Here is a 13,099-nt window from a genome sequence, read left to right as displayed (position 1 = left end):
GCCGTGTTGCCTCAGCTCGGTTTGTTGCCCGGGCTCTGCAAGCGGAATTTCTCTTTGCGTTCGATCTGCACCACTTGGGCGTTGTGTACGGTGATTTCCACTGCGCCGAAACGCAGGTCACGCAATGCGCTTTGGATCTCGCGCAAAATGGCTGCTTCGTCCTGGCCGTCAACGCTGCGTAGAGATGCGCTCATGGTCGTGCTCCTGAAATGAGAAGTGCCTGGCAGTGGCGGCACTGCTTGCGGCGTGAGAGCGATAGTAGATAAGCGCGGATATTCTTAAAAATACTATTTAAGAATGTTTATATAACCAGAAAGAATTTTCAGGCAGGGCATGACGTTACACAGAGTGCAGATCCAAATGTGGGAGCGGGCTTGCTCGCGAATGCGGTGTGCCAGTCACCGAATGTGCTGGCTGACACACCGCGTTCGCGAGCAAGCCCGCACATTTACTGTATTTCAACCCCAGATAGAGGTCAGCGGATGGCGGGGGCCCTGGCCCAATCAATGTCCGCCGCCAGCATCGGCCGCCCAAACCAGTAGCCCTGGCCGAGGTCGCACTGGTGATTGAGCAGGAACCGCGCCTGTTCCATCTGTTCGATGCCTTCGGCATGCACTTGCATGCCCATGCTCTGCGCCAAGGCGATGACCACCCGCACAATCGCCGCATCGTCTTCATCCCACGGCAGGCCGGCGACGAAGCCCTGGTCGATTTTCAACTTCTGCACCGGCAGGCGCTTGAGGCGCAGCAGTGACGAATAGCCGGTACCAAAATCATCGATGGCCAGGCTCAGGCCCAGCTCGCGCAGGCGGTGCAGCTGTTCCAGGGCCACTTCCGGGTCATCCATCACCGCGCTTTCGGTGACTTCCAGTTCCAGCTTCGCCGGGTCCAAGCCGGTGTCGTGCAGCACCTTGGCGACCTGCTCGTACAGTTCGTGGCGGGCAAACAGTCGGCTGGAAACATTTACCGCGAGGAACGACAGCGTTTTGCCTTCCTCCAGCCATCGGCACATCTGGCGACAGGCCTGGTCCATGACCCAGGCATCGATCTCGGCAATCAAGCCGGTGCGTTCGGCGATCGGGATAAATTCCGCAGGCGGCACCAGCCCACGCTGCGGGTGCTGCCAGCGCACCAAGGCCTCGACGCCAATCAGGGCGCTGGTTTGCAGATCGTGCACCGGCTGGTAATAGACGCGAAGTTCATGCTGATCCAGCGCTCGGCGCAGTTCGTTACCGACCTCGATCCGGTTCTGCGCGTGGGCGGTCAGTTCCTCGGTGTACAAGGCAAAGCCTTCACGCCCGGAACTCTTGGCCTTGAACAAAGCGGAGTCAGCGTTGCGCAGCAGTTGTTCGGCACTCAAGGCGTCGCTGGGGAACAGGCTGATACCAATACTCACGCTGACAAACAATTGGTGACCGTCGAACACGAACGGCAGCTTCATGCTGTCAATAATCCGCTGGGCCAGGGCCGCAGCCTGGACCACCTGTGGACAACTTTCCGCCAGCACCGCGAATTCGTCGCCGCCCAGGCGCGCGAGGGTCACGCCGGGGCCGAACAGGCCTTGCAGGCGCTCGCCCACGGCCTTGAGCAACTGGTCACCTACATTGTGGCCAAGGCTGTCGTTGATGATTTTGAAATGGTCCAGATCCAGCATCAGCAGCGCGCAGCCACGCTTGTGGATCTGCGCCGAGGCCAGCGCCTGCTCGGCGCGGTCGGTGAACAGCAGGCGATTGGGCAGGTCGGTCAACGGGTCGTGGTGAGCCAGATGGGCCAGCTCGCGCTCGGAATGCTTGATCGCGCTGATGTCGGAGAACACTGCAACGTAATGGCTGATCTGGCCCTGGTCATCATGGATGACGCGGATGGTTTGCCACTGTGGGTAAATTTCCCCGCTTTTACGGCGGTTCCAGATCTCGCCGCTCCATTCCCCGTCTTGGTTGAGTGTGCGAAACATCTGCTCATAAAAAGCCGGCGAATGACGACCGGACTTGAACAGGCTCGGCTGTCGACCCATCACGTCATCCACCTGGTAACCGGTGATTTCGATAAAGGCGCGGTTGACGTGCACAATTCGCCCGCGGGCGTCGGTGACCAGCACCCCTTCGCGGGTGCAATCGAACACTGCCGCCGCCTGGCGCAGGCGCTCGCGGTTCTCTTTCAACGGTTGCTGGATACGGTGGGTACGGGCGCTGCGGGCGCACAACAAGAAGATAAACAGGGCACTGAGAACCACCCACAGGTAGCCGCGCAGCATCTGCCAGTGGACTATTTCCCTGGGTTCATCGATGAAATTGATAAATACCTGCTGACTGAGCTGTATCCACAAGACGGAAATCAGCAAGTACACCAGCCCCGCACGTAGGGCACCTCGGTATGAAAGCAGCATATGACTAGTAATCCTTACTAAAAAACAGAATCGCCCTACAAAGGCTGCGGATTATAGAATAAGTAACATCTCGTCACTCCTATTCAAAAGGGCGACTGGTTTTATCTGTACGCTTAGTGATAATGCGTGAGCTGTTCTTTTCTTTATCTGAGGGCCATACAGCCTATGTGGTACAACGGTTTTCTTGACTTGTCAGCCTGGCAACTGGTGGCAGTCACTCTGTTGATGACCCACGTGACCATCATCGGTGTCACGGTCTATCTACACCGCTATTCAGCCCACCGCTCCCTGGAGCTCAATGCTGGCCTGAAACACTTCTTCCGCTTCTGGCTGTGGTTGACCACGGCGCAGAACACCCGCGAGTGGACCGCCATCCACCGCAAACACCACGCCAAATGCGAAACCGTCGACGATCCCCATAGCCCGGTGATCAAGGGCCTGTCCACGGTCCTGCGCAAAGGGGCCGAGCTGTACCGCGCCGAGGCGGAAAACCCCGAGACCCTGCGCATCTACGGCAAGAACTGCCCGGACGACTGGATCGAGCGCAAACTCTACACCCGTTATCCGCTGCTGGGCGTGGCCCTGATGGGCGTCATCGACGTGCTGCTGTTCGGCACCATCGGCATCACCATCTGGGCGATCCAGATGATGTGGATCCCCTTCTGGGCCGCCGGTGTGATCAACGGCCTGGGGCATGCGATCGGCTATCGCAACTTCGAATGCCGCGACGCGGCGACCAACCTGGTGCCGTGGGGCATCATCGTCGGTGGCGAAGAGCTGCATAACAACCATCACACCTACCCCAACTCCGCCAAGCTGTCGGTGAAAAAGTGGGAATTCGACCTGGGCTGGGCCTGGATCAAGGTGTTCAGCTTCCTGCGCCTGGCCAAGGTTCAGCGGGTCGCGCCGATTGCCCACCGGGTCGAAGGCAAGGGCCACCTGGACATGGACACCGCCATGGCGATCCTCAACAACCGCTTCCAGATCATGGCCCAGTATCGCAAGTTGGTGATCGCGCCGTTGGTCAAGCAGGAACTGGAAAAGGTCGATCACTCGGTACGCCACCAGTTCCACCGCGCCAAGCGCCTGCTGTCGCGCGAGACCAGCCTGCTGGATGAGCGCCACCACCTGCGCATCCAGAGCATGCTGGAGCACAGCCAGGCCTTGAAAGTGATCTACGAAAAGCGCCTGGCGCTACAGCAGATCTGGCTCAAGACCAGCAGCAACGGGCATGACATGCTCGCGGCAATCAAGGAATGGGTGCACGAGGCCGAGGCCAGCGGGATCCAGTCCCTGCGCGACTTTGCCCACCAGTTGAAAACCTACTCCCTGCGCCCCACCGCCTGACCTCTGCAGGAGCCGGCTTGCCGGCGATGAGGGCTTTGAACTGTGCAGCAGATTCAAGGCCGCCATCGCTGGCAAGCCAGCTCCTGCAAGGCCCGGGTATGTTTCCAGTTGGCGCCCACAGTTTTTTGGCGTCATTTCACAGTCGCCGAATATTCCCTCTCAATCGCGACTGATAACGGAACTTAGCTGCAATTCCCCTCTCTCAAACAACACTTCGCCATCCTGGCGGGCTTGTTTTGACTGCTGTTCGATGCTGCGGCATGTCCAGAGAGAATTGTGCCGATGGTCCACGAAACGGACTCCCCAACGCCCACCACACCCGACTCGACGGATACGTCGCGTCCAGCGCCTGCCGCCACCTTGCTGGCATTGATGCACGCCCAGGGCGAAGTGGAGCGCCTGAGCGAGCGCGAACAGCTGTTGAGTTCGCTGCTGGTGAGTGTCAACGCCGTACTCTGGGCCATCGAGTGGGAAACCCGGCGCGTGCTGTACGTGAGCCCTGCCTATGAGCGCATCTTCGGGCGCTCGGCCAGCCTGCTGTTGGCCGAACACCGTGGCTGGCGTGACAGCATCCACCCCGAAGACCAGCAATATGCCGAGCAAAGCCTGGCCCAGGTACTGGAGTTGGGAGCGGTCGAGGATCGCCAGTACCGCATCATCACGGCGGGCGGGCAGATCCGCTGGCTCAGCGACAAGTGCTTTACCAACCAGCAGGCAGCCCCGGGAAAACCGCTGATTGTGGTGGGCATCGCCGAAGACATCACCGAAAAGAAGCACCTGGAACTCGAACTGCAGCGCCTGGCCACCACCGACGTGCTGACCCGCAGCAGCAACCGCCGGCACTTCTTTGAATGCGCTCACCACGAATTCGAACGCGCCTGCGCCCAAGGCCTGCCCCTGGCCTTCCTGTTGCTGGACATCGATAACTTCAAGAACATCAACGACACCTACGGCCACCTGGAGGGCGATCAGGTGTTGCTGCGTATCGCCGAGAGCGGTCGCGGGGTACTGCGCCGTGGCGACCTGTTCGGGCGCATTGGTGGCGAAGAATTTGCTGCGGTACTGCCGGGATGCGCGCCGGAAAGGGCCATGCAAGTCGCCGAACGCTTGGGGCAGGAAGTGCGGCAACTGAGTTTCAGCCATGAAGGCCAGCCCTACAGCGTGACCGTCAGCCAGGGCCTGGCCAGCCTCACCGCCGAAGATGCAACCCTGGACAGCCTCTTCGCCCGCGCCGATGCGGCGATGTATGAAGCCAAGCGCCAGGGCAAGAACCGGGTAATTGCCAGCTGAAGTCGCCGAAGATGGCCAAATAAAGCCCCCCACGCGGCATCTCGGCCAGACAACAAACCTGGGGACACCACAAAACAAATGTAGGAGCTGGCTTGCCTGCGATGGCGGTGTATTTGCCAGCCGTGCAGTGCCTGGCCCGCCGCCATCGCGGGCAAGCCCGCTCCCACAATGGGGGGGGGCGGTGAGGCGGGTGGCTTGGAGGCACCACAAAACAAATGTGGGAGCTGGCTTGCCTGCGATGGCGGTGTGTCTGCCAGCCGTGCAGTCTCTGGACCGCCGCCATCGCGGGCAAGCCCGCCCCTACACAGGCTTGCGGATGCGCATCAGCTCCGAAACCCCGACCTTGAGCAACCGCGCCGTCTTGCCCTTGGCCAACGCCTCGACACCTTCATGCTCGGTCAGCCCTGCCAATTGCGTCGCCATGTTCATCACCAGCGCCTCTCGGGAATACACCCCGCCTTCCAGGGAGTAGCTCGCCGCGATCAGTTGGCGCAGTTCCAGGGGCAAGCGCCAGCGCGTACGCAGCGCCGAGCCGTAGCCGGCACCGAAGGTGGATAACGACTCGCCAATCAACTCATCGTCCAGTTCACCGCCGCCCTGGCGCCACTCCTGCAAGCTGCGCAGCAGCGCAAGGTCGCCCAGGCGGTGGAGGATACCGGCGCTGTAGCAGCGCTCGTGGTCAAGGTCGAGCATGCGCGCCAAGGAGCGGGCGTATTGCGCAGTCTGCTGGGACAGTTGCCAATGGCGTTCGGCGTACTCCATCAGGCCGGGATCGCCAAGGATCACGTTGTGCTTGAGGGCCAGGCCAAGGATCAGGTTCATGCTCTGCCCGGCTGCCAGCTTGTGCAGGGCCATGGACAGCGTCTGCACCGGCGTGCCGTGATGGCCGGCGCTATTGGCGGCGGCGATCAACACGGCGGTGATCTGTGGATCGGTTTTTACCTGCTCTTCCAGTTGCTTGAGATCCAGGCCTTCCGGCGCCAGGCTGCGTTGCACGGCAGCCTTGACGTCAACCCGCAACGGCGCGCCGTCCGACAGCTCGCGGCGCCGTTCCAGGAACACCGGCAAGGTCATGCCCGCGGCCAGGGCCGGGACCTCGCAATACACCGTTTCGCCTTCATTGAGCAGCAGGTCCTGCAGGCGTTGCGTAAGGCCTTCCATGTTCAAGGGTTTGGTCAGGTAAGCAGTCGGCGCCAACGGCAACGCTTCGCGCACGCTGGCGCCGTCATTGCGCGTGCTCAACAGGATAAACGGCAAGGCCGGCACCCGCCGACGCTGACGCACACTGCGCAACAGGCTCAGGCCATCAACGCCCGGCAGTTCCCAATCGGCAATGATCAAATCGTAGGGTTTGTCTCGCAACAACTCGGCGGCTTGCTGCCCGTCGGCGCACACATCCAGCCGCGCGTCGCAGCGCACATTCAACAACACCTGCTTGAGCAGATCCCGCGACCAGGGGTCGGTCTCGGCAATCAGCACACGGGGTACAGCAGGTAAATCAACAGCAGTCATGCAGCACGCTCCATCGGCAATCCTTGCACCTTAGACAAAGGAAGCGCCCGCGTACAATGAACAAGGCCTGAATCGGCGCATAGCCCACAAAAAAACCCGCCGAAGCGGGTTTTTCCTGTCGATCGAGTCAGCCTGCGCTTACAACTCGCAGAAGCACTCTTCGATGATCGCCAAGCCTTTGTCCAACTGCTCGTCCGGCGAGGTCAGCGGGACCAGTACGCGCAACACGTTGCCGTAGGTGCCGCACGACAGCAGGATCAGGCCCTTGTCACGCGCCTTGGCCACGACGGAGGCTACCGCCGCAGCGTTCGGCTTGTGGCTGTCGCCATTCTCGAACAGCTCGACCGCGATCATCGCACCCAGGGCACGCACTTCACCGATCACCGGGTACTTGGCCTGGATAGCCTTGAGGCCAGTGACCAGACGCTCGCCAACAGCCTTGCAGCGGTCCAGCAGGTGCTCTTCTTCGAACACCTCCATCACCGCCAGGGCCGCGGCGCAAGCGATCGGGCTACCGGCATAGGTGCCGCCCAGGCCGCCTGGGGCGATGGCGTCCATGTATTCGGCCTTGCCGCACACACCGGCCAGCGGGAAGCCGCCAGCAATGGACTTGGCGAAGGTGGTCAGGTCGGCAGCAACACCCATCTGTTCCATGGCGAAGAAGGTCCCGGTACGGCCGGCACCGGTTTGCACTTCGTCGGCGATCAGCAGGATGCCGTGCTTGTCGCACAATTCGCGCAGGCGCTTCATGAAGGCTTTAGGCGCGACGTAGAAACCGCCTTCGCCCTGCACCGGCTCGATGATGATGGCAGCGATATCACGCGGCTCGGCATCGTTTTTGAAGATACGTTCGATGCTGGCGATGGAATCGTCGATGCTCACGCCGTGCAACTCGTTCGGGTACAGCGCACGGAAGATGCCGCCTGGCATCAGGCCCATGCCAGCGGAGTACGGCACGACCTTGCCGGTCAGGCCCAGGGTCATCATGGTGCGGCCGTGGTACGCGCCAGTGAAGGCGATCACGCCGGCACGGCCAGTCGCGGCACGGGCGATTTTCACAGCGTTTTCAACGGCTTCGGAACCGGTGGTGACCAGCAGGGTTTTCTTGGCGAAATCACCCGGGACCTTGGCGTTGACTTTTTCGCACAGCTCCACGTAAGGCTCATAGGCCAGGACCTGGAAGCAGGTGTGGGTCAGCTTGTTCAGCTGTTCGGTCACGGCCGCGATGATTTTCGGGTGCAGGTGACCGGTGTTCAGTACAGCGATACCGCCGGCGAAGTCGATGAACTCGCGACCTTCTACGTCGGTCACCGTGGCGTTCTTCGCGGATTCGGCGAAGATCGGGTGAATCTGGCCAACACCGCGCGGTACAGCGGCTTCGCGGCGTTTCATCAAGGAAGCGTTGGTCTTGTTGCTCATAAATTCCTCATTCGCCACTCATCGGGTGGCGCGGTCCAAGGATTACGTGGCGGGGAGACAACTACGCCAGCATGCGATGATCGACTGCCACAGCTTTCCCGGCCACTTCGAATAACAGTGTGAAACACGCAAAGGGACAGCGCTCTCGTGCCCTTTGCGTTTGCAGCGATACCTTGCCGGTTAGATGCCCAGGCAGAGGTATTTGATTTCCAGGTAATCCTCGATCCCGTACTTGGAACCTTCACGGCCCAGGCCCGAAGCCTTGATCCCGCCGAACGGTGCCACTTCGTTGGAGATCAGCCCGGTGTTGACGCCGACCATACCGTATTCCAGGGCCTCGGCCACACGGAACACACGGCCCAGGTCGCGGGCATAGAAGTAGGACGCCAGGCCGAACTCGGTGTCGTTGGACATGGCGATCACTTCGGCTTCGTCTTTGAAGCGGAACAGCGGCGCCAGCGGGCCGAAGGTTTCTTCCTTGGCCACAGCGGCGTTTTTCGGCACGTTGGTGAGGATGGTCGGCTCGAAGAAGTTGCCTTCCATGACCTTACCGCCAGCCAGCAACGTCGCGCCTTTGCTCAAGGCATCGGCGATGTGTTCCTGGACCTTGGCCACGGCTTTTTCGTCGATCAGGGGACCAGTGGTGGTGCCGTCTTCCAGACCGTTGCCGATCTTCAACTTAGCCACGGCCGCTTTCAGTTTTTCAGCGAACGCGTCATACACCGAGTCCTGGATATACAGGCGGTTGGCGCATACGCAGGTCTGACCGTTGTTGCGGTACTTGGAGATGATCGCGCCTTCGACGGCCTTATCCAGGTCAGCGTCGTCGAACACGATGAACGGCGCGTTGCCGCCCAGCTCCAGGGAAACTTTCTTGATGTCCTTGGCGCATTCGGCCATCAACTGGCGACCGATTTCGGTCGAGCCGGTGAAGGACAATTTACGCACGATAGGGTTGCTGGTCAGCTCGCTGCCGATATCGCCGGCGCTGCCGGAAACTACGCTGAACACGCCGTTGGGGATGCCGGCACGCTGGGCCAATTCGGCCAGGGCGAACGCCGAGAACGGGGTTTGCGACGCTGGCTTGAGGACCATGGTGCAACCGGCGGCCAGGGCCGGGCCGGCTTTACGGGTGATCATCGCGGCCGGGAAGTTCCACGGCGTAATGGCGGCGGTGACGCCGATCGGCTGCTTGATCACGATCAGGCGCTTGTCCGGCTGATGGCCAGGGATCACGTCACCGTAGACACGCTTGGCCTCTTCGGCGAACCACTCGATGAACGAAGCGGCGTAGACGATTTCGCCCTTGGCTTCGGCCAGCGGCTTGCCCTGCTCCAGGGTCATCAGGCGCGCCAGGTCATCCTGGTTCTCGATGATCAGCTCGAACCAGCGACGCAGCTTATTCGCCCGGTCCTTGGCGGTCAGTGCACGCCAGGCCGGCAAGGCCTTGTCGGCGGCTTCGATGGCACGACGGGTTTCGGCGGCGCCCATCTTCGGCACGGTGCCCAGGATCTCGCCAGTCGCGGGGTTGTTGACCTTGATCGTTTGACCGTTGTCCGCATCGACCCAAGCGCCATCAATAAAGGCTTGCTGGCGGAACAACTGGGTGTCTTTAAGCTGCATGTCGGCTTTCCTTAACAGCACCGCGCGCGCGCGGGGCAAATTAGAGTTGTTGAAAGGCGCCTCGAAGGCTGCCGTCAGGGAAATCAGTCACTGGGCGCAAGCTGAAACATCGCGCACGGGAGACAGAGCGTTTGAAATCTCAAACGAATCCTAGGATCAATGGGGGGGCAGGGCAATAGTCTGTTCGAAAAAAAGAACGAAAACGGCGCATTAGCCGGATTATTCTGACAAGCGTACGACAGCCCGATTCAACGCCAACGACGCACACCGCCCGGTACAGAGCCTCCCTACTCCAGAATCCCACCGGCAGACGGCCAAAAACCAGCATGGACGCCCAAGGTCGACATGGGTATGATGGCGCCCGCACAAGCATCCGTAGCTCAGCTGGATAGAGTACTGCCCTCCGAAGGCAGGGGTCGTGGGTTCGAATCCCGCCGGGTGCACCATACAAACAAAAAGCCCCAGGTCTTGCGACCTGGGGCTTTTTTGTGGGCGCTGGTTCAGCGTTTTTGCAACGCTTCCAGCCGAGCCGGCAGGTCTTCGTCGGGAAAGCGCGTGTGCAAGTCCAGCAGCTTTTCATCCGCCGCCCTGCTCTCGCCCGCCTGGCGCAGGCGCACGATTTCCTCAAGCCCTTGCTCCAGGGACTGCGGTTTGGCGGCCATCTGCTTGCTCATTTTGGCCATGGGCTCGTCAGCCATGGCACTTGCCATCTCAGCCTGGACGGGCGCGCTGTCTGCCTGTGGCGCTAGCGCCAGGCGAGCCATCGGCGCGGGGGCGGCTGGGGCGGACAGTGCCTGTGGCGGCGGCGCGGCGGCGTACTGGGCGGTCTCGGGCAGGTTGAGTTCGGGCACTGGCGAGCGCAGTACTACGCCAATCAACAGTGCGACCCCGGCCACGGTGGCAAAGGCCATCTGCCAGCGTGGTCGTTGGCAGGCTTGCAGCCAGCGTTGCCACAGGCTTGGCGCGGGCGTGGGGGCTTCGCGGCGGGCGGCGGCGAGGATGAAGGCGTCGAGGGACGCGGGTGGCTCGCTGGCGCTGTGTTGGCGAAAGTGCTGGATCAGCCCTTCGTCAGTCGGATCCTGGGGGTGTCGGGAGTCAGTCATACGGGTACCTCCTCGGCCAGCAGCCGACGCAGTTTCTGCTGGGCGTAACGCAAGCGGCTTTTTACCGTTTCCAGTGGGCTGCCGGTGAGGGCGGCGATTTGCGGCAGTTCCAGCTCGCCATGCAGGCGCAGCATGAACACTTCGCGCTGGTCTTCGGGCAGGTCTTGCAACGCTGCTTCCAGGCGGCCCTGGTCGCGGCTCAGGCTCAGTTGTTGCTCGGGGCCGGCGCTGTCGTCGGGCTTGGCGTGCAGCTGTTCGTCGTAGCTGTCGTGCAGCGGGTTGTGGATGCCGTGCTTGCGCCAATGATCGATCAGGCGGTTGCGGGCAATCTGGAACAACCAGGTACGAAAACTCGCCCGGCCTTGTGGCTCGGTAGTGCTGCGGATCAGGCTGAGCCAAGTGTCCTGATAGATTTCCTCGGCCAGTTCGGCCTTGTTGCAAAGGCCCACGAGGAACCGGTAAAGGCCCTGGCGATGCCGGGCGTACAGGGTCTCGAACGCAGCAGCATCGCCGGAGCGGTAGCGGGCCAGCAGCGATTCGTCGCTGGGTGGATCGTCTGGTACGGCCATATCAGGTGGCGAACTCCTTTCGATGGATCAATGCAAATTAGCTGTGGGAGCCGGGCTTGCCCGCGATAGCGGTGGGTCAGGCGCTATTTTCGGCGCTGACCCACCGCTATCGCAGGCAAGCCAGCTCTCACAGGGGATCTCTGTTGTGGGCAAGATCAGTGTTTGAGGCTTTGGGCCAGTTCCACCAGTTGTACGAATTCATTGCGCAGCCCGTAGGGATCATCGCCACGGGCCGAGCGGGCCAGGGTGGCGGTGTCTTTCAGGCTCATGGTGCCAGTGTAGCGGCCATCGCCCTTGAGCTGTTGGGCGAAGGCGGCCACGGCTGCCGCGAAGCGCAGGTCGTTGCTGGCAGCCTGCTGGGTGCTATTGATCGGGTGTTCGATCAAGCGACTGCTGCCACCCGCCGCCGGCTTGTAGCGGACCCGCAACATCGCCAGTTCTGCAGCGTTACCCTCGGCAGCCGGCGCCGGGGCATAGCGCAGCGCTTCCAACCAGCCTTTGGCGCCCTTCGGTACGATTTCATACAGCGCCGTCACGGTATGCCCGGCACCGATCTCGCCGGCGTCCACCTTGTCGTTGCTGAAATCCTCACGCTTCAAGGCGCGGTTTTCATAGCCCAGCAGGCGATATTCGCTGACTTGGGCCGGGTTGAATTCCACCTGCAGTTTTACATCCCGCGCCACCACGGCCAGGGTCGAGCTGAGTTGTTCCACCAGCACCTTGCGCGCTTCGCGCAGGTTGTCGATATAGGCGTAGTTGCCATCGCCCGCGTCGGCCAGTTGTTCCATCAGGTGTTCGTTGTAGTTGCCCACGCCAAACCCCAGGGTGGTCAGGGACACCCCGGTTTTGCGCTGGTCCACGGCCATTTGCTTGAGGCTGTCGAAGTCGCTGATGCCGACGTTGAAGTCACCGTCAGTGGCCAGCAGGATCCGGTTGATGCCCCTATCGATAAACCCTTCGCGAGCCATCTGATAGGCCAGTTCGATACCCGATGCACCCGCCGTCGAGCCGCCGGCGGTCAATTGGTCGATGGCGTTGCGGATTTTTGCCTTGTCACCCCCGGACGTAGGCTTGAGCACTACCCGCGATTCGCCGGCATACACCACCAGAGACACGCGGTCCTGAGCACGCAGTTGGTCCACCAGCAGCTTGAGGGTGCTTTTAACCAGCGGCAGGCCTTCGCGACGGTCCATGGAACCGGACACATCCACCAGGAACACCAGGTTGGCCGGCGCCAGTTCGGCCACGGCACGCTCGGATGCCTTGATGCCGATACGCAGCAGGCGCGTGTTGGGATTCCAGGGGGCGGGCGCGACTTCAGTGGTCACGCCGAACGGCGAGCCGTCGGTCGGCAGTGCGTAGTCGTAGGGGAAGTAGTTGACCATTTCCTCAAGTCGTACAGCGCCTTCAGGCGGCAGTTGACCTTGGTTGAGGAAGCGTCTGACATTGGCGTAGCTGCCCGTGTCGACATCGACGCTGAAGGTAGAAACCGGGGTTTGGGCAACGCTGTGCACCGGGTTGTCCGGCAGGTGCTGATACTGCTCACGCGGCTCGGCGCGGTATTCCATGGCCACCGCGTCATGCATGGCCATCGGTGCCGGCATTGCCATTCGCTTGAGCATGGCGCCCTGAGCCTGGACGGGCTCGCTTTGCAGCTCGGGGACAGCAACCGCTTCGGGTGCCTTGGCTTCGTCACGGGATGACAGCCCACACCCGGCAAGTGCCACCAGCAAGGTCACGGCAAAGCCCTGGGCAGCGGGGCGCAGGAAAAGAAGAGGACGGGACATGGGTTGAACCTCGTGAGTGAATGATGCGTTCACAAGGTCAGACGTTAGAAATGGGCGGTTCGG

General features: G+C 61.5%; 10 protein-coding genes and 1 tRNA gene. 3 read left to right on the top strand and 8 right to left on the bottom strand.

Annotated elements, in window-relative coordinates; all coding sequences use genetic code 11:
- Window positions 1–11 precede the first annotated feature (11 nt).
- Window positions 12–194, bottom strand: a complete 183-nt coding sequence (oscA, locus tag GDV60_RS01760; protein ID WP_029299482.1) for a sulfur starvation response protein OscA — start codon at window positions 192–194, stop codon at window positions 12–14.
- A gap of 281 nt (window positions 195–475) precedes the next feature.
- The gene (dibA, locus tag GDV60_RS01755; protein WP_029298887.1) at window positions 476–2,386 is read right to left on the bottom strand and encodes a phosphodiesterase DibA; all 1,911 of its coding nucleotides are present in this window, start codon (window positions 2,384–2,386) and stop codon (window positions 476–478) included.
- A gap of 165 nt (window positions 2,387–2,551) precedes the next feature.
- Here dibA and desA point away from each other — a divergent pair, with 165 nt between their 5' ends.
- Window positions 2,552–3,733 (top strand): delta-9 fatty acid desaturase DesA, encoded by a 1,182-nt coding sequence (gene desA / locus GDV60_RS01750; protein ID WP_029298885.1) that lies wholly within the window; start codon window positions 2,552–2,554, stop codon window positions 3,731–3,733.
- A 282-nt stretch (window positions 3,734–4,015) separates the two neighbouring features.
- Window positions 4,016–5,023 carry a sensor domain-containing diguanylate cyclase gene (locus GDV60_RS01745; RefSeq protein ID WP_159906078.1) on the top strand — a complete coding sequence of 336 codons (1,008 nt, stop codon included), beginning with the start codon at window positions 4,016–4,018 and terminating at the stop codon, window positions 5,021–5,023.
- Between the two features lie 300 nt (window positions 5,024–5,323).
- Here GDV60_RS01745 and GDV60_RS01740 read toward each other — a convergent pair whose 3' ends face one another.
- The 3 genes from GDV60_RS01740 to gabD all read right to left on the bottom strand — a co-directional run bounded on the left by GDV60_RS01740 (window position 5,324) and on the right by gabD (window position 9,577).
- A complete protein-coding gene (locus GDV60_RS01740) occupies window positions 5,324–6,535 on the bottom strand; it encodes an HDOD domain-containing protein (RefSeq protein WP_159906076.1) in 1,212 nt (403 codons plus the stop codon).
- A 138-nt stretch (window positions 6,536–6,673) separates the two neighbouring features.
- Window positions 6,674–7,954 carry a 4-aminobutyrate--2-oxoglutarate transaminase gene (gene gabT / locus GDV60_RS01735; RefSeq protein WP_104911329.1) on the bottom strand — a complete coding sequence of 427 codons (1,281 nt, stop codon included), beginning with the start codon at window positions 7,952–7,954 and terminating at the stop codon, window positions 6,674–6,676.
- A 180-nt stretch (window positions 7,955–8,134) separates the two neighbouring features.
- The gene (gene gabD, locus GDV60_RS01730; protein WP_029298877.1) at window positions 8,135–9,577 is read right to left on the bottom strand and encodes an NADP-dependent succinate-semialdehyde dehydrogenase; all 1,443 of its coding nucleotides are present in this window, start codon (window positions 9,575–9,577) and stop codon (window positions 8,135–8,137) included.
- 369 nt (window positions 9,578–9,946) lie between these two features.
- Here gabD and GDV60_RS01725 point away from each other — a divergent pair.
- A tRNA-Arg gene (locus tag GDV60_RS01725) sits at window positions 9,947–10,023 on the top strand.
- 54 nt (window positions 10,024–10,077) lie between these two features.
- On the opposite strand, the gene GDV60_RS01720 is transcribed toward GDV60_RS01725, so the two are convergent.
- The 3 genes from GDV60_RS01720 to GDV60_RS01710 all read right to left on the bottom strand — a co-directional run bounded on the left by GDV60_RS01720 (window position 10,078) and on the right by GDV60_RS01710 (window position 13,036).
- A complete protein-coding gene (locus tag GDV60_RS01720) occupies window positions 10,078–10,680 on the bottom strand; it encodes a hypothetical protein (RefSeq protein ID WP_159906074.1) in 603 nt (200 codons plus the stop codon).
- Window positions 10,677–11,249 (bottom strand): RNA polymerase sigma factor, encoded by a 573-nt coding sequence (locus GDV60_RS01715; protein ID WP_070995863.1) that lies wholly within the window; start codon window positions 11,247–11,249, stop codon window positions 10,677–10,679. Before GDV60_RS01715 ends, GDV60_RS01720 begins: the two co-directional genes overlap by 4 nt.
- A gap of 155 nt (window positions 11,250–11,404) precedes the next feature.
- A complete protein-coding gene (locus GDV60_RS01710; RefSeq protein ID WP_159906072.1) occupies window positions 11,405–13,036 on the bottom strand; it encodes a VWA domain-containing protein in 1,632 nt (543 codons plus the stop codon).
- Between the last annotated feature and the right edge of the window lie 63 nt (window positions 13,037–13,099).

It is taken from the genome of Pseudomonas sp. DTU12.1, from assembly GCF_009873475.1.
In the GTDB taxonomy this organism is placed as follows: domain Bacteria; phylum Pseudomonadota; class Gammaproteobacteria; order Pseudomonadales; family Pseudomonadaceae; genus Aquipseudomonas; species Aquipseudomonas proteolytica.
This window is presented reverse-complemented; position numbering and strand designations above follow the sequence as displayed.